This is a genomic window from Paenibacillus sp. FSL F4-0087 (assembly GCF_038020215.1).
Classification (GTDB): domain Bacteria; phylum Bacillota; class Bacilli; order Paenibacillales; family Paenibacillaceae; genus Paenibacillus; species Paenibacillus taichungensis.
The window spans coordinates 6,514,522-6,536,304 of record NZ_JBBODJ010000001.1 but is presented as its reverse complement, the minus strand read 5'-3'; the positions used below and the strand labels follow the sequence as shown (position 1 = coordinate 6,536,304).

Here is a 21,783-nt window from a genome sequence, read left to right as displayed (position 1 = left end):
CTATTCCAGAGATGACAAATCCAAGCAGAAAATCAAATCAGTTTATCCAAGAAACTCCTCAAGTTAAGTAGCGACCACGCAATACTGTCGTGTAACCATGTTGTTGTATGAGTTTTCTATTTTTTTGTTTTGTACTTTGATAAGGGGGTGATGATCGGCGCAGCGAAAGAATTAGGCAGATCAACCGTCCATTTTCTTTGAAAATCCATTTTGCTAATAACCTGAGGAGGAATTGAATTTGCGCAACAAGTACATTGTGTGGTCACTCGTATTAACGATGCTGATCTCGAACGTATTCCTGACTGTCGGATTTCCATCTCCTGTATCAGCAGCCGAAAGACCGGATCTGGCACAGGGCAAACAGGTTACCGCGAGCGGGTACAACCAAACATACAGCCCGACCAATGTGATTGACAATAACCAAGCAACTTATTGGGAAAGTACCAATAGTGAGTTCCCCCAATGGATTCAAGTGGATCTTGACGCCAACACCAACATTGACCAAATTGTATTGAAGATTCCGACAGTGTGGGAAAAGAGAACCCAAACGATAACAGTGCAAGGCAGCACGAACGGTTCATCGTTCACAGATATCGTAGGTTCTGCGGATTATGTATTTAATCCATCAGTTGGGGAGAACTCGGTGACCATCGATTTTCCTGCTGTCGAGACAAGGTTCGTTCGCTTAAGCGTAACGGGCAATTCCGAGTGGCCGGCAGCTCAACTGTCGACATTTGAAATTTACGGCCCAGGAAGTGAGGGACCAACGCTACCTGGCCCCGATCCTGTGGATCCCCCAATCATCCCTACAGAGGGAAACAACATCGCCATCGGCAAGTCGATTACTGCATCGTCCAGCACTTTATCCTTTGTAGCTGCAAATGCTAACGATAACAATATCAACTCGTACTGGGAAGGAAGCAGCAATCCAAGCTCACTGACGTTGGATCTCGGCTCCAATCATAAGATTACATCCATTGTACTTAAACTGAACCCGGATCCGGTCTGGAGCACCCGAACACAGACCATTCAAGTGCTTGGACATAACCAGGATACAACCACCTTCAGCAATCTGGTTTCCGCCCAATCATATACATTCAACCCGGCTTCCGGTAACACGGTGACCATTCCCGTTACAGCAACGGTTAAACGTCTGCAACTGAACATTACCACGAACTCGGGCGCTCCTGCCGGGCAAATTGCTGAATTTCAGGTATTCGGCACACCTGCACCCAATCCTGATCTGACGATTACAGGTATGTCCTGGTCTCCATCGTCTCCAGTGGAGAACAATGCCATCACCCTTAATGCCATCGTCAAAAACATTGGTTCTGCCGCTTCTCCAGCTTCTAGCGTCAACTTCTATCTTAACAATGAACTGGCGGGTTCCTCACCTGTAGCTGCTTTGCAAGCAGGGGCTTCGACTACGGTCTCGCTTAATGCTGGCAATAAAGCAGCTGCATCATATACGCTCAGTGCCAAGGTAGATGAGAATAACCAGATTATCGAAGAGAATGAAGGAAACAACAGTTACACACACACCTCTTCTTTGGTGGTTGCACCGATTACAAGTTCTGATCTGGTAGGCACGGTCTCTTGGAGTCCTGGAACCCCTACAGCAAACAGTACAGTAACATTTACAGTTAATCTGAAAAATCAAGGCAACATGGCCTCCGCAGGTGGTGCACACGGAGTTACAGTGGTTCTCAAGAACGCTGCCGGAGCAACGCTTCAGACGTATAGTGGTTCCTATACCGGTACATTAGCACCTGGAGCTTCGGTCAATGTCAATGAAGGTACCTGGACTGCTGCAACTGGTAACTACAATGTGACAACTACCGTAGCAGTGGACAATAATGAAGCTCCGGTCAAACAAACGAATAACGTCGTTACAACAGGTTTGAACGTATATTCAGCCCGTGGTGCAAGCATGCCTTATACCCGGTATGATACGGATGATGCTACGCGGGGTGGCAGTGCCACACTGAAATCCGCACCGACCTTTGATCAGGCTCTGACGGCTTCGGAAGCCTCTGGCCAGCGCTATATTGCTCTTCCTTCCAACGGTTCCTATGCACAATGGACGGTTAGACAAGGGGAGGGAGGCGCAGGTGTAACCATGCGATTCACGATGCCGGATTCCACTGATGGCATGGGTCTAAACGGCGCACTTGACGTCTATGTTAACGGGACCAAGGCCAAAACGGTTCCTTTGACCTCCTACTACAATTGGCAGTACTTCTCCAGTGATCATCCGGGGGATACACCAAGTGCAGGACGTCCGTTGTTCCGTTTTGATGAAGTGCACTGGAAACTGGATACACCTCTAAAAGCTGGAGACACCATTCGTATTCAGAAAAACAATGGAGATAACCTGGAATACGGTGTGGATTTCCTCGAAATCGAACCCGTTCAAGCGGTAATCCCGCGCCCGGCTAACTCCGTCTCTGTAACCGATTTCGGTGCGATTGCAAATGATGGAAAAGATGACCTTGCCGCATTCGAAGCGGCGGTCCAATCCGCGATATCTACAGGCAAGACTCTATATATCCCTGAGGGCACGTTCCATCTGGGCAATATGTGGAAAATTGGTACGCCGACAAATATGATTAACAACCTTACCATTGTAGGTGCAGGTATCTGGCATACGAACATTCAGTTTACGAACCCTAATGCAGCTTCAGGCGGGATTTCTTTCCGTGTGCAGGGCAAGCTGGATTTCAGCAATATTTATATGAATTCCATGCTGCGTTCGCGCTATAACGAGAATGCAGTGTACAAAGGATTTATGGACAATTTCGGTAAAAATTCAAAGGTTAGCAACGTATGGGTTGAGCACTTTGAATGTGGTTTCTGGGTAGGGGATTACGCCCACACACCTGCAATCATTGCCGATGGCCTAGTGATCGAGAACAGTCGTATTCGGAATAACCTTGCTGACGGTGTCAACTTTGCCCAAGGCACGAGCAATTCGACTGTACGCAACAGCAGTGTCCGCAACAATGGTGATGATGGTCTGGCCGTATGGACCAGCAACGTGAATGGTGCTCCTGCAGGTGTGAACAATACATTCTCGTTCAACACGATTGAGAATAACTGGCGCGCAGCAGGCATTGCATTCTTTGGTGGTAGCGGACATAAGGCAACCAACAACCTGATTGTTGATACGGTTGGTGGTTCGGCGATCCGGATGAACACGGTTTTCCCTGGATACCATTTCCAAAATAACACAGGTATTCTGTTCTCCGATACAACGATTATTAACAGTGGCACAAGTAAAGATCTGTACAATGGTGAACGCGGAGCTATTGATCTGGAAGCTTCCAATGATTCCATCAAGAACGTAACGTTTACCAATATTGACATCCTCAATACGCAGCGCAGTGCAGTTCAATTCGGGTACGGCGGCGGTTTCCAGAACATTGTGTTTAATAACATCAACATTAATGGTACTGGTCTGGACGGCATTGAGACATCTAGGTTCACAACCCCGCATAAAGGTGCAGCAATTTACACCTATACGGGTAACGGTTCTGCCACCTTCAATAATCTGACAACAAGCAACATTGCCAACCCTAATGTGAATCAGATTCAAAATGGCTTTAATTTGATCATTCAATAAAATTTATATCAAACAAAAGCAGGGAGCTCAACGAGCTTCCTGCTTTTTTGTGTGAAGTAGGAGTAGGTATGGGTGAACATTGATCCGGATCTGAAATATCGAAAAATAGCCGCGCAAGTAAGTTTTTAACATGCCCCATATTTGCTTCTGTAGTGACTTAATGTGACAAGAGGCCAAATATATGTATAGCTGTGATAATGGGAATAAAAATTCCCGGGCAGACCAGCTCCTGTTGGATAAGTGGTTCTCCAATCGTTCTCATGTATTGATGCAATAAGCCTTAGAATGCCTTTATTTAATTCGGGTGTGGGTTTGGGTTGGACTGCAATTAGTGCGTCAAGTGCCCAAGCGGTCTGAGAAGGGGTGCTTTCCCCTAATGGCACATAGTGCAGGAGTCGGTCACTCTGGCAGGATTCTCCCCAGCCACCGTCAGAGTTCTGGATGCTTAAGAGCCATTTGGCTCCTTTTTGCACGGTATCATGGCTTGCAGGTAGCCCAACTGCCGTAAGACCGGTTAAAGCTGCCCAGGTACCATAGATATAACATACGCCCCATCTTCCGTACCATGAGCCATCTTTCTCCTGGTTTCGAATGAGCCATTTCGTTCCACGATTGATCCATTCATGCTTGGTGTCAAGCCCGGCAAAGTTACCGAGGTACTCCAAGGTACGTCCCGTCAGGTCAGCTTCGGAAGGGTCTGTAGCCGCAGATTTGGCACCGTCGATGGCAAGCCAGGTGAGCATCTCCTTGTTTGTATTTTTTTCGAATGCCGGCCAGCCGCCATCTTTATTTTGCATGGACAGAACCCAATTCAGTCCGCGATTCCAGGATTCCTGAAACGTTGGAAGAGTAGTGGACAAGCTTCGGATAGCCCGTAAAGCTGCTGTTGTATCATCCACGTCTGGATTGATTGTATTCGACTCCGAAAATCCCCATCCTCCAGGGGCTGTATTCGGATTATGGATGCTCCAGTCGGCTGTTTTATCTTGCTGACGGGAGAGCAAATAGGAGGCCGCGAGCTGAATAGACTTATGGTCATCGGTGACAGAAGCCTCCTGCAATACGTAGGTGATTAATGCCGTATCCCATACGGTAGATGGGGAGTTTTGAATCGTTGTTTTACCTCCTGAAGAACGGCACTGCATTGCCGTGAGTCCGGTTATGGCTTTTGTAATCAGAGGGTGCTGCTTATCGTATTTTAGGGCCAATAGGGCAAAGATCATGAGAATTGTACTACTGGCGTAGCTGTATAATGTGCCATCAGATTCAACCCGCTCTATCATGAACTGTTCCGCCTTCATTCGTGCAGTGTCGTGGATGTGGCGTGGGTTACCGAGCAGTCGGCTTCTCCCGCTTAGAATGTCGTCCTGCATTTCCTGATATCCCTGAGCAGTTGGCTCATTTTCCACATTTCGTAAGTCGGTCAGATCAGACAGATCGGGGGCATGGGGGGCTGTAAGAGCGAAACGTAAGTCTGCCATAATGAGCATGGGAGTGAGGTGAACTCTGGAATATCCGGAAAATTCAAAATAGTTGATGGGAAAATAGGTAGGGAACATCAGTATCTCCAGGGGGATCATAGAGATGGATAAAGGCCATTTCATTTGTCCAGTAGCGGCAAGTATCGCTTTGGTCAAAATGCTGGTAACTTTCCCGATACCTCCTTTGGACTGAATATACTGTTTGGCCCGCTGGATTGGCTCGTCCGTACTCTGGCTGTACCCGGAGTATAGCAGGGCGTAGTAGGCTTCAACTGATGCGGATAAATTTCCACCCTCTTCATCGGCGTACAATCTCCAGCATCCATCGTGTTGCTGTTCGTTAAGGATACGGTCATGTAACTCCCGGATCAGCACTTCATTTGGGACTTCCAATATCCGAAAGAGAATGATGACATAAGCATCAATTACCGTCCCGTTCTCAAAACAGAAATGCCAGGAACCGTCTTGTCGCTGCTGTTGAAGCAAGGAAGTCGTCATCCGACTTATTTCATCATCAATTGTGTTCAGTACATGGCTCATTTCGCGGATACCTCCAGAGTACGTCATTTATGTATTATATGATGGCAGACTGGGGGAAATGAGGAGCAGAATGAGCGTAGAATCCAGTCCATTTCAGGGTTTTCTACAATTTTAAATAAAAAAATAAAATTTAGTGTTGAAATTTTTTCCAATAAAGTGTATAAATATCTTTGTTAACGCTTACAAGATTTTGATCTATATCTTTCTCCGATACCCTTCAAAAAGGAGGTGTAAGTACTACGACATGCATTAACTGAAAAACAGACTTTATGCTTTTGAAAATGAAATCGATTTCATTTTGTAGTATTCAATATTTGGCAGTCCAAATTATAATAAATCAAAGGAGATATGTTGATGAAGATATGGAAAAAGAGTGCGTTAGTGTTGCTGTCCACTTTCCTGGTAACGGTAGGTTCATATGGTTCATATATGCCCAAGACTGCGCATGCCGCGGGTGAACAGGTGGAGGTATGGATTTCAACTTCAGACCCCAATTCCGAACCTGCAGTGGGACTTAGAACAGATGCGAGACTCACCAAGATTGCATCCAAAAACTTCAGCAGCAACTCAGGCAATGCCGATGTTACCATTACGGTAAATGAGAACAAAACGTATCAGCAAATGGATGGTTTTGGAGTGTCGTTAACGGATGCTTCCGCATGGCTCATGAACTACAAGCTGGATAACAGTAAGCGCGCGGAAGTGATGGAGAGGTTGTTTGGCACCACAGGTATTGGGCTTAGTTTATTGAGACAGCCGATCGGAAGTTCTGATTTTGCCTGGGCCGCCTACACTTATGCCGATACGCCAAATGATACTTCACTCAACCAATTTACGATCGACCGGGACAAGGCTTACATACTGCCCATGGTCAAAGCGGCAATCGCTAAGAATCCTAATATCAAAGTAATGGGTTCCCCATGGAGTGCGCCTGCCTGGATGAAATATTCCAACAATCTGAATGGCGGCAAACTGAAAGCAGAACATTACGGAACATATGCGAACTATTTCAAAAAATACATTGAAGCCTACCAGGCTGAAGGTGTACCCATCTATGCTGTTACGTTGCAAAATGAGCCAATGTACGAGCCATCCCATTATCCTTCCATGGGTATGAATGTACAGGATCAGACGGGCTTTATCGGCGATTATCTTGGACCAACACTCCGCAATGCCGGAATTAACACCAAGATTATTGCATTCGACCATAACTTTTTGGACTGGAACTTCCCGAACCAAGTCATTACGAATCTGAAGAACGCAGGCAAGGGCAGCTACGTTTCCGGCAGCGCATTCCACCATTATGACAGTGGGGACGGATCGACCATGACCTCCATGAATAACAGTCACCCGGACAAGGAAGTTTGGTTCACAGAGGGTGGTTTCGGCAACTGGAATGATCCGCAAAATGGTACCTCTTCAGGTTTCGATAATATGATGAACGAGTTCATTAATATTACGAGAAACTGGTCCAAATCGATCATTCTCTGGAACGCTGCCCTGGATCAAAAAGACGGTCCAGCATTGCTTTCACCGAACAACACGAACAAAGGCATGATTACAATCCGTAACTCGGACAACCGTAATGATGCTCCTGAGAATAATGTCACATATCACAAACAATATTATTTGCTGGGTCACTTTAGTAAATTTGTAGTACCCAATGCATACCGCATTGACAGCAACACCGGATCTGAAGTCAAAAATGTGGCTTTCCGCAATCCGGACGGTTCCAAAGTGGTAGTTGCCTACAACTCTTCCAGTTCGTCGAAAAATGTGAAGATCCAATGGGGCAGCCAAAGCTTCGTTGTCACTATTCCAGGCAAGTCCGCTATGACGTATAAATGGAATGGAAATGTTTCTTAAGGGGTAGCGGGAATTCAGATTCCCGCATTCAGCAAGCTAAGGGCCGCGATCAGTCACGGCTCTTTTATTTGCTTTTATTTAAAGATCATCCATGGTATACATTTGTTGTGATTTTTACGTATTCAAGGATTTTACAATTTTAATATTATGATTTTTTAGTTTAACTGTCCTCTTACATTGGGTTGATATACTAGCCTGAGCTTTTATATGGGAGAGGGGTTAGACAACTTGAAAGACATCAATCAACGCTGGGTAGCGACGATTCTTGTGGCAGTAATGGTTATCCAATCATTCTGGACATTTGCAGGAATCGGACAGGCTGCAGCATCAGAAAACCTTAATACCAGCAATTTAGCAAAAAACGTGGTGATCAGCCATTTTTATGGAGGCAAGAAAGACGACGTACTCGACGTGTACGGCAACGACTTTGTAGAACTATATAATCCGACAGCAGAACCTGTTTCGCTGAACGACTGGTCCATACAATTTGCGGATACCCAAAAAAATAATTGGAAAGCAGCTCAGCTAGGTATAACGACTGCCCAGATTCCGGCATTTGGTTATTATCTGATTGCGCTTGGCAGCAATGGTAATGTCGGGGAGCAGCTTCCACAGCCAGATGCGACTGAAGCTTCATTCAAATTAGGCAACAACAGCGGAAAGCTGGTTTTGTTAAATACGACACAACTGTTGACTGCTAATGATCCAACGGCAGATGTTTTACAGGAACATGTAATTGATTTTGTTGGATATAGTGCTGACGCTTATTGGGGAAGTCCGGCGCCGGAAGCGGGCAAGCAGAGCACCATCCAGCGTTTGGTATATGATCCGCTGAATCCAGAGAATAGCACGACTGCAGCTGCGTTTCCGAATCGTGGAAACAACTGGGACACTCGGAATAACGGAAATGACTTTGAGAAGGTAAAAGGGGCGAAGGCTCGCAATTCAAGCACAACTTCCGCCTATGTCATTCTGGAAAGTAATCAAAGGTTAGAGATGCAATCGGCTTCGAGCGTAGATCCTGTACATAACAAGATTACGTTAAATGCATTTGGAGGCTTGGTTAAGCAGGGACCATGGTCATCCGATGACTTCAGTGTACTAGGCCTCCCGGCAGGATTCACTGCTGAAGCCAATGCGAACGGTGATCAGATCGAAGTGACCATATCTGGAGACGGTACTGGGAATGTAGCTTCAGACAGCATTCTGACATTTGAGATTCATCCTGGTGCGTGGGATCAAGCACACAGACCAGTCTCATCCTCAACGGTGTATCAAGGAAGCAATACCGTAACTTTGGCTCAATTCACGCCATCCAATAAGATTGTAGCAACATTGGACTCCTCATCGTCCAACATTCGTATGAACAGTGCGAAGGACTTGAATACCACGATCCAACTCAATCTTAGCGCCGGCGTTCCCGTGGATGGGGTATTGGACTCGAATGCTTACAGTGTGACAGGCCTTCCTGAGGGAGACTGGAGCATCAAGGCTGAGGGCCGAAGCAGTGATCGTACAATCACGCTCTCCATTTCGGGTACATCCACTTCTGCTGTCATGAACTCCGTCATGCTGAATGTGACGTTAATGGCTGAGGCTGTGCAGGATCCGGACTGGCTGGCTTCGGAAGTGATCAGCATCCCGCTGATTCGGTACAGTCAACCGCTTCTTGCTGATGAGAATCGCAAACGTGTCGTTGAAGACAGCATCATAGCGGACAATACAGGTTTTAATGACCCTGCCACCAAAGAATATAAATATGGAAGTGATGCCATGGGAGCGAACGAATATACCTTCCTGCGCGGCACACATTCCTTATTCAAGGCTGATCTGGCAGCGGATATTATTCCTTCTCCGAGTTTGGTCATTCCAGGCTGGAATGAGAAGGACGTCCTTACTTACACGCAAGGCGACGCCCATATTCAGAATGTGGGGACTTTTAACGATAGTACCAATCAAATGGTGTTCAGCTTAAACGATGTGGATTCTTCCGGCATCGGCAGCTTTTATGACGACCTGATTCGTTTTGTTACAAGTATTTATGTAGTCAAATACGAAAAAGACAGCTCTGCGATTACCACTCTGCAGGACGCCGATTTCCGGGATGTATCTCGTACCTTTCTAAATACCTATAAGGATACTCTGATAGAGATTAATAGCGAGATAAACCCTAAAAACACCAAGTTGACCAAAAGCAATGTAACGGCTTATACGAAAGAGGTCATGGACAAAGTCTCCAAAGTGTCTTATGAGGAGGCATTGCAAAAATTGCTCGGCAAGCGGGCACTTGATGGAAAATTAAACATTGCCGGCAACTCCGATAAGTTTGAATCCGCGACAGATGCAGAGAAATCTTCCCTGCAAGCCGCTTGGGAAGCATACAAATTACAAGTCAGAAGCAATTACCCGAACCTGAGTGATGATGAATTCGATGCCTATTTTAAGATAAAGGATATTGTACGCCGTATTCATCAGGGAATTGGCAGCATTGGGGTTGAACGCTACAATGTGTTAATCGAAGGAGCAAGTGAGGCCAATACGGATGATATTCTGCTCGACGTGAAAGAGCAGACCCGGGACGCCAATGTATCGAAAGATGCTTATCTTAAAACTTCAGTCGATCCCGATTCTTATCTGGGTGTACTTGAAGCAATGAATCGCTCGTATCTGATTAAGGAAGTATCACCTTTTAAAGGGGATTACACAGATAAGCCATTCAAGAACAAGGAAGAGCTGGAGCAGTATTTGGTCGATGCGGCCAAGGCTTACGCTTATGCAAGCTCGCGCTTGGACAAGGTATCCGATGAGTTGAACTATCGTTTTGAGGAACGTTTTGTATCGAATATCGTACCCATCTGGGATGATTTGCAGAACTTTATTCTTAATGCAGCGGAGGATTACTCCCACCAGGTCGCAGCGGATTTTGCGCTTGTAAAGGAAGATATGCGAACCGGGAAGCTGATTGACGTTTCCACATTGGATGATTTATCTGTTGATCAAGGCTCTTTAACTCCAGCATTCAATCCTACAATCACGGCGTATACTCTGAATGTTGAACAAGCAACAGACTCCATCAGCATTAAGGCAAAGGCTACGGATAGCCAGGCTACCTTGTTTGCCAAAGGTGAACCTTATGTAAACGGAATAAATCAATCTTTCGGTTTGTCTGTTGGAAAAAATATAATTCCAATTACGGTGCAAGCACGTAATGGATCAAGCAAGACTTACAGTATAACTGTCGTCAGAGCCGGAGAATCCACCTCCGTTTCACCAACGCCTTCGAATCCTTCAAATCCTTCAACTTCAACTGGAGGAACGAATGGGGATCAAACGGGTACCACTGCCAACAGTGGAACGATTACTGTGAATGGTGGATTGTTGAGACTGGGCGGGGTCAAAATCAATGTGCCAGCTGGAGCGACGGATAGCAGCATCGTCATTTCCGTAAATAAAGTAAGCCAAACGGCGAATCTGTTCACCGATTCCACATTGAAACTGCTCGGGGAGGTCTATGAGATTACTGCAAACAAGAGCGGGAATTTCAGCAAACCGGTAACTGTTACCTTGCCATTCGACAAGAACAAGGTGGACTTTGACAAATCAATAGTGGGATTGTATTGGTTCAACGAGCAAGCCCAAAAGTGGGTTTTACTCGATAATTTGAAAGTGGATCAAATGAATGGAACGGTATCGGGAACCATTCATCATTTTACCAAGTTTGCTGTTCTGGTATCCGATAAGACCGTAACGCCAACTCCGGAAGGAACCAAGAAGTTCACGGATCTCGTAGGGCATTGGGCTTCCGGCAGTATTATGGATTTGGTTGAACTTGGTGTGATCCAGGGTTACCCGGACAACAGCTTCAGACCGGATAAAAAAATTACCAGAGCCGAATTTGTTACTCTTATCATTAAGGCTTTACATCTGCAAGGCTCTGCTGACAAAGGATTTGCGGATACTACGACGCATTGGGCGCAAGACGCAATTTCCACTGCGGCAGGTCTGGGCATTGTGAATGGATATAGTGATAACACCTTTGGTCCAGACGAATTGGTGACCCGCGAGCAAATTGCGACAATGGTCGTTCGTGCAGCGCAGATCGCAGATTCAGATAGTAATATCAACTTCTCCGATGGCGCTGAAATATCTGGTTGGGCACGTTCAGCACTTGCTGCGGCCATTACTAATGGGCTCGTTAACGGCTATCCAGACGGAACATTGAAACCAAAAGGGAATACAACTCGCGCAGAAGCTGCTACACTCATCGAAAGAACTATTCAATTCACAAAATAATTCACAAAATAAATTCAAAATTACAGAAAGGCTGCTCTCCAGCAAGTTTAACTTGTTGGGAAGCAGCCTTTCTGTATTCTTTGTACCTTTTTGTATCTGGTTCATTCGTTTTATTACAACGATATCCCATTTTCGATAATGACACGATTGAGTTTGGTATTTACCGGATTGGAAATCGTATCACCCACAGGACATTTACATTCTAGAAATTGTACAAATGATTCAACTTTTTCTTCAGATGAGCTGGTTTTGATATAAAACGTGTAGCGAATATCGGAATAACCGGGACGTACATCAGATCGGTTAAAAAATCCGTCAAGATCCAGATCACCTTCAACTTCAACTCTGAAATCATCAAGGACTACATCGAATTTGGAAGCATAGACCCGGGCCACAATGGATTGACATGCGCCAAGGGAGGCAAGTAAAGCTTCTACAGGATTCATTCCCGTGTCCGTACCACCGAGGTTTGTTGGCTCATCGATGATCAGTTCGAATTGTCTTGCTTTGGTGATCACTTTAACCCCATCTTGTAGATGGGCAGTAGCTTTGAAAGTCTGAACATTAGCCATCCGATACCTCTCCTTTATAAAACATTGTATGTAACTTGGTTTAGTAAGGATTATAGTTCCATATATCACAAGCTGTCAATATAAGGATGGGAATAGATTTAGATATTCATTCTTTAAATTAAGAAATGGATAGCTTATTGGCTATCCATTTCTCTAACATTTCAATTTCTCAGCCGATGCACTTATTCACTCATAACATGATCATATTTTTCCTTCAAACGTTTGATATCTGCCCTCGGCGGTGCGCCGAACATACGGGAGTACTCCCGGCTGAATTGGGACGCACTCTCGTAACCAACCCGGAAGGCTACATCCGCAGCATCAGCTGACTCAGCCATGAGGAGTCGACGTGCTTCCTGAAGCCTAAGCTGCTTCTGAAACTGAAGTGGGCTCATGGCGGTAATTTCTTTGAAATGTCGATGGAATGAGGACACACTCATGTTGGCTGTCTCTGCAAGATCTTCGATTCGAAATGGTTGCTCCCAATGTCGAATAATATGCTCAATGGCTTCCCGAATCCGGTAGCTGCTGCTGCCTTCCACTGCAATCTGGGCGAGTTCAGTTCCATAAGGTCCCTGCAAAAGCCGATACAGTATTTCTCGCGTATAGAGTGGGGCAAGGAACGGGATTTCTCCCGGCGTATCCAGTAGCCGAATCAATCGAAGTACAGCATCTTGAATGGAGGGCTCCATCTGTCCAACAAACAGCGCGCGTCTGGCGTTTTCTTTAGAGGTGACCTTAATATTACAATCATTCAGTACTTCAAGAATCTGGTTCTGTGTAAACTCAAGCTTCAGACTTAAGTATGGCGTATCAGTGGATGCTTTTATAATCTGACCAATCACTGGAAGGTTCATGGAAGCAATTAGATAATCGGATGGTCCGTATTCGAATCTTTCCTGTGCCAGCAAGATTTCTTTCAAGCCTTGAACGATCACACAAAAGGAAGGCTTGTAAACCCGGTAAGAAGGCTCACTTATGCTGGAATGCTGATAGACATACAGGGAAGGGATTGCCGTTTCCTTAGAGCTGTTATGAATGGAGTGACGTTTGATTAGTTCGGTGAGTTCCTGTTTCTGCTGCACTGTGTTATCGGACATACATATCCTCCTTGCGAGTTGTTCTTGCTTCATTATAAGGCTTAACGACTTTAGACAAAAGTGGGCCTGAGAGAATCAGGCAATCAATTAAGACAAATGATATACCGCTTCGCTCCTTCAGTTCGTCATAATAATATTAGGCTTGCAGAATTAAGCAAGGGGACGCAATAAGGCAATCAGACAGCATAGCTGAAGTACCTCTACAAAAATAGCAACTATATCCTGAACAAAAGGAGGTATGGGAATGAGTCATGTATTAGTTTTGGGTGCAAACGGTCAAATCGCCCGTGAAGCGATAGACTTGTTTCTCAAGGAAACCGATGTCAGGCTAACACTCTATTTGCGAAAATCCAGCAGGCTTGGAAATATCGATTCGAATCGTGCACGTGTTATCGACGGTGACGTGATGGATCAAGTCAAATTGAAAGATGCCATGAACGGCGTGGATGTTGTCTATGTCAATCTTGCAGGTGACCTGGAACAGTATGCCAGAACTATCGTGGAAACGATGAAATCTGTAGGAGTGAAACGTCTGATTTTTATCAGTTCCATGGGGATCTACGATGAAGTACCCGGACAGAAGTACAGCAGTATATTGGACCCTTATCTTAAAGCAGCTTCCATCGTTGAAGCTTCAGATCTAGACTATACAATCTTACGGCCAGCGTGGTTTACCAGATCAAACGAGATTGATTATGAAATAACCCAGAAAGGCGAGCCATTCAAAGGAAGAGAAGTATCCTGCAAAAGCGTGGCCGCTCTGGTGGTTAAGCTGGCAGAGTCACCAGAACTGGAAATACGTCGCAGTCTTGGTGTGAGTAAACCCCATTAATTCAGTGTACTCCTAAATGGAGATAATAAATTCATGTACGTTAGTTCACATTCACATCATTTGAATGAAGAAAGGAAGTTATATGATGCAAAAACGGACACTGGGAAATAGCGGCTTGGAAGTTTCGGCAATTGGGCTTGGCTGTATGGGAATGAGTTACGGGTATGGTCCAGCTTCGGATAAAACGGAGATGATCGCGGTCATACGGGAAGCTGTTGAGCGCGGTGTAACTTTCTTTGATACCGCTGAAGTCTATGGTCCATATATCAATGAAGAACTCGTCGGAGAAGCACTTTCCCCTGTACGCGATCAGGTTGTCATAGCGACAAAGTTCGGATTTGACATTCAAGGTGGCAAACAGAGCGGGATGAATAGCCGTCCTGAGCAGATCAGGAAAGTTGCCGAAGAGTCTCTTAAACGACTTAAGATCGATGCAATTGATTTGTTTTACCAGCACCGTGTTGATCCGGATGTACCGATTGAAGAGGTTGCCGGAGCCGTGCAGGATCTGATTCGAGCAGGTAAAGTGAAGCATTGGGGGCTGTCGGAAGCCGGCGTGAACACGATTCGACGTGCGCATGCCGTTCAGCCGGTCGCTGCTGTTCAGAGCGAATATTCCTTATGGTGGAGACGTCCGGAAGAAGAACTGATTCCAGCGCTTGAGGAGCTAGGTATTGGTTTTGTCCCTTTTAGTCCTTTGGGTAAAGGATATCTCACGGGAAGTTTTAATGCGAAAACAACGTTTGATCAGGGGGATTTGCGTAATATTCTGCCACGCTTTACGCCACAGGCCCTCGAGGCCAATCAAGTGTTGGTTGATCTGTTGAAAGAGAAGGCGGAGAAGATCCAAGCCACCCCTGCACAGATCGCTCTTGCTTGGCTGCTGGCCCAAAAACCGTGGATTGTACCTATCCCGGGAACACGCAAGTCAAGTCGTCTCAAAGAAAATATGGATGCGGCGGACATTAAACTTACACCCGAAGATGTACAGAGCATTAATGAAGCAGCTGCAAAAATCACCATGATGGGTTCTAGATATACGGAAGAATTGGAGAGAAGAACAGGTCTGTGATCCATTTTAGTATGCCAGAGAGATGGGTGGAAAGGTTGAGTAAACGTTTATCGAACCAAGTGAAGCAAATTGTAATCGAGAGATTGGAGTCCCAGATCAAATGGGAAGAGAATCCGATTTTCAAAGAATTGTATCTCAGTTATTGGATAAAATTAACTTCATAAAGGAGGGTTTGATTATGGAATATGTAAAACTGGGTCGTACCGGACTGGACGTTTCGAGATTATGTCTTGGTTGCATGAGTTATGGAGTCCCTGAACGCGGAATCGCTCCATGGTCGTTGAATGAGGAAGAGAGTCGTCCTTTTATCCAAAAAGCGCTGGACTTGGGTATTAACTTCTTTGATACAGCCAACGTCTATTCGGATGGTACAAGCGAAGAAATCGTGGGTCGTGCATTGAAGGATTTTGCTCGTCGTGATGAGGTTGTTATTGCAACAAAGGTTTACTTCCGCATGAAGCCGGGGCCAAACGGTGCAGGTTTGTCGAGAAAAGCCATTATGAATGAGATTGATAACAGCTTGAAGCGCCTAGGCACCGATTATGTGGATCTGTATCAGATCCATCGATGGGACAGCAGTACTCCAATTGAAGAAACGATGGAGGCCCTTCATGATGTCGTTAAGGCTGGGAAAGTCCGTTATATAGGAGCTTCTTCCATGTACGCCTGGCAGTTTATGAAGGCTCAGCATACGGCGGAACGCAACGGCTGGACCCCATTTGTCTCCATGCAGAATCTGTTGAATCTGATGTACCGGGAAGAAGAGCGGGAAATGCTGCCTCTCTGTCGTGAAGAGGGAGTGGGTGTAATTCCATGGAGTCCTCTTGCCAAAGGGCGTCTTACTCGGGATTGGGATGAAAAGACAGCCCGTTCATCGAACGACGAAGCTGGAGACCGACTTGCTGCGGGAATGGTTGATGCCGATCGTAAAATAGTGGAGACTGTCGCTGATATTGCGAACAAACGTGGTGTTTCCAGAGCAACCGTTGCACTGGCATGGGTGTTGCAAAAAGAAGGTGTTACCGCACCAATTGTGGGTGCAACGAAAGAACATCACTTGGAGGATGCCGTTGCAGCCTTGTCCGTCAAGCTAGATGCCCAGGAGGTTGCAAGCTTGGAGGAATACTACGTACCACACAAAATATACGGCATGTAAGTTCCTTCTAGCCTAGTAGCGAAAAAGGGTTGCCAATCAAAAAGAATTGTGTATAATTGGAGTCACATCAAAATATTCAAATGTTTTCTAGGGTTCCGCGACAGTTATGTCGGTCTGGTCCGAGAGAAAACTCACAGCCTATTGGTTGTGTCACGGAGGGACAAAAGCCTGGGAGATGAACTGCTTAATGCAGTTTGTTTCCTGGGCTTTTTTATTTTGGCTTCATGTAACTAATAATACACGTAGCAAAAATTGATAAGGAGTGTGTAGAAATGAACAAAACCTGGTTGTCCGTCGTTATTGCAGCTTTATTTGAAGTCGGTTGGGTCATTGGATTGAAACATGCCAGTGGTTTTCTGGAGTGGGGGGCTACACTGATCGCTATTATTGTCAGTTTCACCTTGATGATCGCGGCTTCCCGCTCACTTGATGTAGGGACTGTATATGCGGTATTCGTTGGACTGGGTACAGCAGGGACTGTACTGGCAGAGATTATATTGTTTGATGCGGCCATTCAATCTGGGAAAATGCTGCTCATTGGGGTTCTTTTATTGGGCGTAATCGGTCTTAAAATGCTCAGCAAACGAAAAACAAAGGAGGTACATGAATCATGAACTGGGTATATCTTATTTTGGCTGGTGTCTTTGAAATGATTGGGGTTCTGATGATTAATAAATTGCACAAAGATCGTAACCTGATGTCAATCATACTGCTGGTCGCGGGATTTGGACTAAGCTTTCTGTTCCTATCGCTGGCGATGAAGACTCTTCCGATGGGGACGGCATACGCTGTATGGACGGGAATCGGCGCTTCCGGGGGAGCTATTCTCGGCATGATATTTTATGGGGAACCACGAAATGTGTTAAGAATTCTGTTTATTGCCATGGTGCTTGGATCAGCAGTAGGGTTGAAACTGGTGAGTTAATGGATATTCGGGAATTGATTTTCAAAATATAATATACAGAAGTGCTTTTTAATGTTATCCTTATGTGTTACGTTTTGAAATGAGATATACGTCAAATGAATATTTGTTGCGTAAATTAAGGAGACCTAATGACATTTAAAGACTTGAATATTATACCCGCAATTTTGGAAGGCTTGAACAAAGCAAACTATACTGCCCCTACACCTATACAGGAACAGGCGATTCCAGCCGTATTGGCAGGCAGAGATTTGCTTGGCTGTGCGCAAACAGGTACAGGCAAGACGGCAGCATTTTCTGTGCCTATCATTCAGTTATTAAGCGAAAAGTCGAATGGCCCCAAAGCCGCACGTCATATTCGCTCATTGATTTTAACACCAACAAGAGAACTTGCGATTCAGATTTCAGATAATATTAAGGCATATAGCCGTTTTACCGATATTCGTTGTGCAGCAATCGTGGGAGGCGTTTCACAAAAAGTCCAGGAGCGTGCCCTCAATCAAGGTGCAGATATTATTATTGCAACGCCCGGTAGACTGATTGACTTGGTTAATCAAAAGCGTATTGACCTGAAACATGTGCAAATACTGGTTCTTGATGAAGCAGACCGTATGCTGGATATGGGCTTCATTCATGATGTGAAACGGATTATCGCTAAGATGCCGAGCAAGAAACAGACGTTGTTCTTCTCAGCTACAATGCCTCCGGAAATTACAAAAATGGTAAAAACGCTGCTTGTTGATCCGGTAAAAGTAGAAATTACGCCGGTATCCTCCACAGTGGATCGAATTGAACAGTCTGTGTATTTATTGGAAAATGGCAAAAAACAGAGTCTGTTGAATCATATCTTGCAGGATAAATCTATTGTTTCGGCACTGGTATTCACTCGTACCAAGCGTGGAGCTGACCGTGTAACTCGCGATTTGTCCAAAGTGAATATTACGGCGCAGGCCATTCATGGCAACAAATCTCAAAATGAGCGTCAAAGAGCTCTAAATAATTTCAAAAGCGGAGTTACACGAGTGCTGGTGGCGACGGATATAGCGGCAAGGGGCATTGATGTTGAAGAGCTGTCACATGTAATCAACTTCAACCTTCCTAATATTCCAGAAACGTATGTCCACCGAATTGGCCGTACAGGCAGAGCAGGGCATAGCGGAATGGCCATTTCCTTTTGTGAAAAGGAAGAGCTTCCATTCCTGAAGGATATTGAGAAAGTAATTAAGAAGACCATTCCTGAAGTGAAAAATCATCCTTATCCGATGACAAGTGTGCCTACTTTTGTAAAATCGAATCAAACATCAAAGTCTGCTCCCCATAAATCTGCAGCTGATAAACCAGCGAAGTCAAAGGCGAATCCGGCTCGCAAACCTAAATCCGAGTGGTTTAAAAAGAGTGGTAAAGCTAATCACAGTAAGCCAAACGGTAGTAAGCCAAACGGTAGTAAACCAAACGGTAGTAAGCCAAATAGCGGTAAACCAAACCATAATAGTACAAGTCACAGTAAACCAAAGAGCAGCAAAGTGAATAAAGCACTTTAAAATAACGAGTAAATTGCCTTCTCCATTTCGTGGAGGAGGTTTTTTTATAATCACAAAATGGATACGATATTGATAATCATTTTCAATAAGAATAGAATAATAGAGTGGAAGTTAAAAAAATGCCCAAAGGCCATTGTATAAATGCAGTGACTTGAGGCATCAGGAGGCGTATTTCATGTTCATTCAAACTCGCGTTATGGTAGTCGAAAAGGGCCATAGTCATAAACTGGTGGAACGTTTCAGTGCCCCTAGCCCTGTAGAAGAAATGCCGGGACTGATTGATTTCAGTGTAATGGTTAATAAAAAGAGTAAAGAGCACGAAGAAGTAATGGTGTTAATTCGTTGGGAATCAGAAGAAGCATGGAAGAATTGGGAGAAGAGTGATGTGCATATTAAAGGTCATCGGGAGAAAAGAGGACAGGAGAAACCCGAGTATCTGATTAGCACTACGGTAAATATGTACGAAGTGCAGAAAGTGAAGACAGCTAGAGTATCGAATGCATAATTCGAATGATGAAAACCGATCTCATGAATTATTTCATGAGATCGGTTTTTTTTTTTTTGTTTGTATGTCCATAGAAGCTTTGTCGCATCATTTCTATGTAGAGGTTCATTATAAATACTATAATACGGAGTTAAGAACGCAAGTTGACAGGTTTTAAACATTGAAGTTATTATAGATATCTAAGATCTATAAAGGAGGTTGAGCCATGTCTGGTGAACCATTTAAAAACAAGCACAATTCGGTACCCTACATTTATTCAATGGATTTCTTATCTAATCTGGGAGTGGATATCCTGTCCTTATTGCAGCCGCAAACTGGGGAACGTATTCTGGATATCGGTAGTGGCAACGGAGATTTGACAGCCAAGATCGCAGCTGCTGGAGCGATACCGACAGGTATCGATCTATCGGAGAGAATGGTGACACTTGCCCAACAGAAGTACCCTGACCTGAATGTTCAGGTGAAAGACGCTTCTCAATATCGTACAGATGAACCCTTTGACGCTGTATTCTCACATGCAGCTTTACATTGGATCAATAACCCTGCGGCAACAACCCGATCCATCTGGTTGGCCCTGCGCGAAGGTGGCCGATTCGTAGCTGAATTTGCCGGAAGCGGAAATATCGCCATCTTGATCACTGCGATGAAGCAGGCTCTGAAGGAGCATGGTTATACGTGGGCAGGACGGAATCCCTGGTATCATCCCACTCTTGGTGAATACGCCAACCTGCTGGAGCAGAACGGTTTCCGCGTCACATTCGCTCAGCATTTTGACAAGCCTGCTCCGCTCAAAGGAGAAGAAGGACTTCGGAATTGGCTAAACAGTTTCGCTGATTATTTCTTTAAGGACGTTTCCTCCGCAGACCTGGAATCAATTTATCAAGCCATCTTGACTGAGGTTAAGCCCCATTTGGAGCGGGAAGGTCAATGGTTTCTCGACACAACCCGATTACGTATCGTAGCAATTAAGGAAGCTGTCTGAGAAGATAATTCCTGTTCTACTGAAAGAATAGTTGAAATGAAATGCTTGATATTTACATGCAAACGTACATTCGGTATCATTAGATTGGGTAGGGAAAGTTGTTGTCTTCTGCGTAAAGGAGAGATACGGAATTGAAGAATAAGATTATAGAGTACTGTTTGAAGAAAAAAGGTGCAACGAAGGATTATCCCTTCGGAGCTGATCCTGTTGCTATGAAAATTGCAGGCAAAATGTTTGCGCTTATTTTTGAGGACAAGGCGGATAACGTTCGCTTGAACTTAAAATGTGATCCGATCATTGCGGAAAACCTCAGAGAGCAGCATGAAGCTGTTCAACCGGGGTATCATATGAACAAAAAGCATTGGAATACCATTGTTCTAGATGGTTCCTTGTCGGAACAGGATATCTTTGTCATGATTGACCATTCATACGATTTGGTTGTCAAAACGCTGTCCAAGAGTCTTTTGGAATCCATATCGTAATTAGGCCACATGCAATAACAATTCAGACAGCAGATGTTCGGCGCCAATTGCAGAAAAATCAGCTTTTTTCAAAAAGTAATAGCGGTATTCTCAGGATGTTAACTTCATATCCTGAGAATACCGCTATTTTAGTTACGTGCATATTGCACGTTACCCCAAATTCATTTTGATTAGTTCTCCTAATTGTTCAGACATGACCTCGGGTGGATGGGGCATTTCGTTCTTGATCCACCACTCAACGACCCCTACATAAGACATGACCACATATTGGAGAAGGATATCCTCACTTAATCCGGACTTTCTTGCCTGAGATAAGTGTACTTCCTCTTTAAAATCCTCATTAAGAAACTCAACCAAGCGGTTGCGGAATTGTACCGCTCCCTTACTGGCCATCATCGTCGAGAAGAACAAGTAATTCTTTTCCAAATAGGTAAACCAGGGAACGATGGATTCTTTCCATTCCAGGTCGGCAACCGAATGGCAAATTTCACTTAATTCTTGGATATGCCCGTCAATGAGCTTGTCCAACAGATCATACTTATCTACGTAATGAAGATAAATGGTACCTCTGCTAACGTCTGCCCTATCGGAAATATCCTGTAGAGTAATATCATCGAAATTTTTTTCTGACATCAATTCAATCACTGCTGCTTTGATGGCTTCTTGTGATTTTCGAATTCTTCGATCCACTTTGGTCATGTGATTCTCACCAAACTTTCTAAAGATAATAAACAAATTTATGTTTAATGTTCACTAATTAACGAAATGCGTCCAATTAACAATGGTAACCTTAATCATTCTGTTTATAATTATTAAC

16 protein-coding genes and 1 riboswitch are annotated in these 21,783 nt (G+C 44.7%); of the genes, 12 read left to right on the top strand and 4 right to left on the bottom strand.

Translation table 11 applies throughout. From position 1 onward, the window contains the following. The first annotated feature begins 238 nt into the window (after positions 1 to 238). On the top strand, positions 239 to 3,622 hold the full coding sequence (locus MHB84_RS29590; protein WP_076288433.1) for a discoidin domain-containing protein: 3,384 nt from the start codon (positions 239 to 241) through the stop codon (positions 3,620 to 3,622). Positions 3,623 to 3,747: 125 nt separating this feature from the next. On the opposite strand, the gene shc is transcribed toward MHB84_RS29590, so the two are convergent. After that, a complete protein-coding gene (gene shc, locus MHB84_RS29585) occupies positions 3,748 to 5,643 on the bottom strand; it encodes a squalene--hopene cyclase (protein WP_076288434.1) in 1,896 nt (631 codons plus the stop codon). Positions 5,644 to 5,997: 354 nt separating this feature from the next. Here shc and MHB84_RS29580 point away from each other — a divergent pair, with 354 nt between their 5' ends. Further along, a complete protein-coding gene (locus MHB84_RS29580) occupies positions 5,998 to 7,509 on the top strand; it encodes a glycoside hydrolase family 30 protein (RefSeq protein WP_076288435.1) in 1,512 nt (503 codons plus the stop codon). Between the two features lie 228 nt (positions 7,510 to 7,737). After that, the gene (locus MHB84_RS29575; RefSeq protein WP_076288436.1) at positions 7,738 to 11,802 is read left to right on the top strand and encodes an S-layer homology domain-containing protein; all 4,065 of its coding nucleotides are present in this window, start codon (positions 7,738 to 7,740) and stop codon (positions 11,800 to 11,802) included. 113 nt (positions 11,803 to 11,915) lie between these two features. On the opposite strand, the gene MHB84_RS29570 is transcribed toward MHB84_RS29575, so the two are convergent. Both MHB84_RS29570 and MHB84_RS29565 read right to left on the bottom strand, forming a co-directional pair. Next, the gene (locus MHB84_RS29570; protein WP_076288437.1) at positions 11,916 to 12,374 is read right to left on the bottom strand and encodes an OsmC family protein; all 459 of its coding nucleotides are present in this window, start codon (positions 12,372 to 12,374) and stop codon (positions 11,916 to 11,918) included. 182 nt (positions 12,375 to 12,556) lie between these two features. Then, positions 12,557 to 13,474, bottom strand: coding sequence for an AraC family transcriptional regulator (locus MHB84_RS29565; protein WP_076288438.1), 918 nt, complete (start codon positions 13,472 to 13,474; stop codon positions 12,557 to 12,559). Positions 13,475 to 13,718: 244 nt separating this feature from the next. On the opposite strand from MHB84_RS29565, the gene MHB84_RS29560 reads away from it, so the two are divergent. From MHB84_RS29560 to MHB84_RS29520, 9 genes are all read left to right on the top strand, one after another. After that, positions 13,719 to 14,306 carry an NAD(P)H-binding protein gene (locus MHB84_RS29560; RefSeq protein WP_076288439.1) on the top strand — a complete coding sequence of 196 codons (588 nt, stop codon included), beginning with the start codon at positions 13,719 to 13,721 and terminating at the stop codon, positions 14,304 to 14,306. Positions 14,307 to 14,391: 85 nt separating this feature from the next. Next, complete coding sequence (locus tag MHB84_RS29555; RefSeq protein WP_076288440.1) at positions 14,392 to 15,378, top strand: aldo/keto reductase; 987 nt, start codon at positions 14,392 to 14,394, stop codon at positions 15,376 to 15,378. A gap of 178 nt (positions 15,379 to 15,556) precedes the next feature. Next, entirely contained in the window at positions 15,557 to 16,534 is a 978-nt protein-coding gene (locus tag MHB84_RS29550) for an aldo/keto reductase (protein ID WP_076288441.1), read from the top strand. Positions 16,535 to 16,610: 76 nt separating this feature from the next. Further along, a riboswitch (guanidine-I (ykkC/yxkD leader) is annotated at positions 16,611 to 16,711 on the top strand. Between the two features lie 95 nt (positions 16,712 to 16,806). Further along, positions 16,807 to 17,148, top strand: a complete 342-nt coding sequence (locus MHB84_RS29545) for a DMT family transporter (protein ID WP_076288442.1) — start codon at positions 16,807 to 16,809, stop codon at positions 17,146 to 17,148. Then, on the top strand, positions 17,145 to 17,459 hold the full coding sequence (locus tag MHB84_RS29540; RefSeq protein ID WP_076288443.1) for a DMT family transporter: 315 nt from the start codon (positions 17,145 to 17,147) through the stop codon (positions 17,457 to 17,459). Before MHB84_RS29545 ends, MHB84_RS29540 begins: the two co-directional genes overlap by 4 nt. A 128-nt stretch (positions 17,460 to 17,587) precedes the next feature. After that, positions 17,588 to 18,997, top strand: a complete 1,410-nt coding sequence (locus tag MHB84_RS29535; RefSeq protein WP_076288444.1) for a DEAD/DEAH box helicase — start codon at positions 17,588 to 17,590, stop codon at positions 18,995 to 18,997. Positions 18,998 to 19,172: 175 nt separating this feature from the next. Further along, positions 19,173 to 19,502 (top strand): antibiotic biosynthesis monooxygenase, encoded by a 330-nt coding sequence (locus MHB84_RS29530; protein ID WP_053782285.1) that lies wholly within the window; start codon positions 19,173 to 19,175, stop codon positions 19,500 to 19,502. A gap of 205 nt (positions 19,503 to 19,707) precedes the next feature. Next, positions 19,708 to 20,484, top strand: coding sequence for a class I SAM-dependent methyltransferase (locus MHB84_RS29525; protein WP_083678832.1), 777 nt, complete (start codon positions 19,708 to 19,710; stop codon positions 20,482 to 20,484). A gap of 131 nt (positions 20,485 to 20,615) precedes the next feature. Further along, complete coding sequence (locus tag MHB84_RS29520) at positions 20,616 to 20,966, top strand: MmcQ/YjbR family DNA-binding protein (RefSeq protein WP_076288445.1); 351 nt, start codon at positions 20,616 to 20,618, stop codon at positions 20,964 to 20,966. A 150-nt stretch (positions 20,967 to 21,116) separates the two neighbouring features. Here the strand turns inward: MHB84_RS29520 and MHB84_RS29515 are convergent, their stop codons facing one another. Further along, positions 21,117 to 21,665, bottom strand: coding sequence for a TetR/AcrR family transcriptional regulator (locus MHB84_RS29515; RefSeq protein WP_076288446.1), 549 nt, complete (start codon positions 21,663 to 21,665; stop codon positions 21,117 to 21,119). Positions 21,666 to 21,783 lie beyond the last annotated feature (118 nt).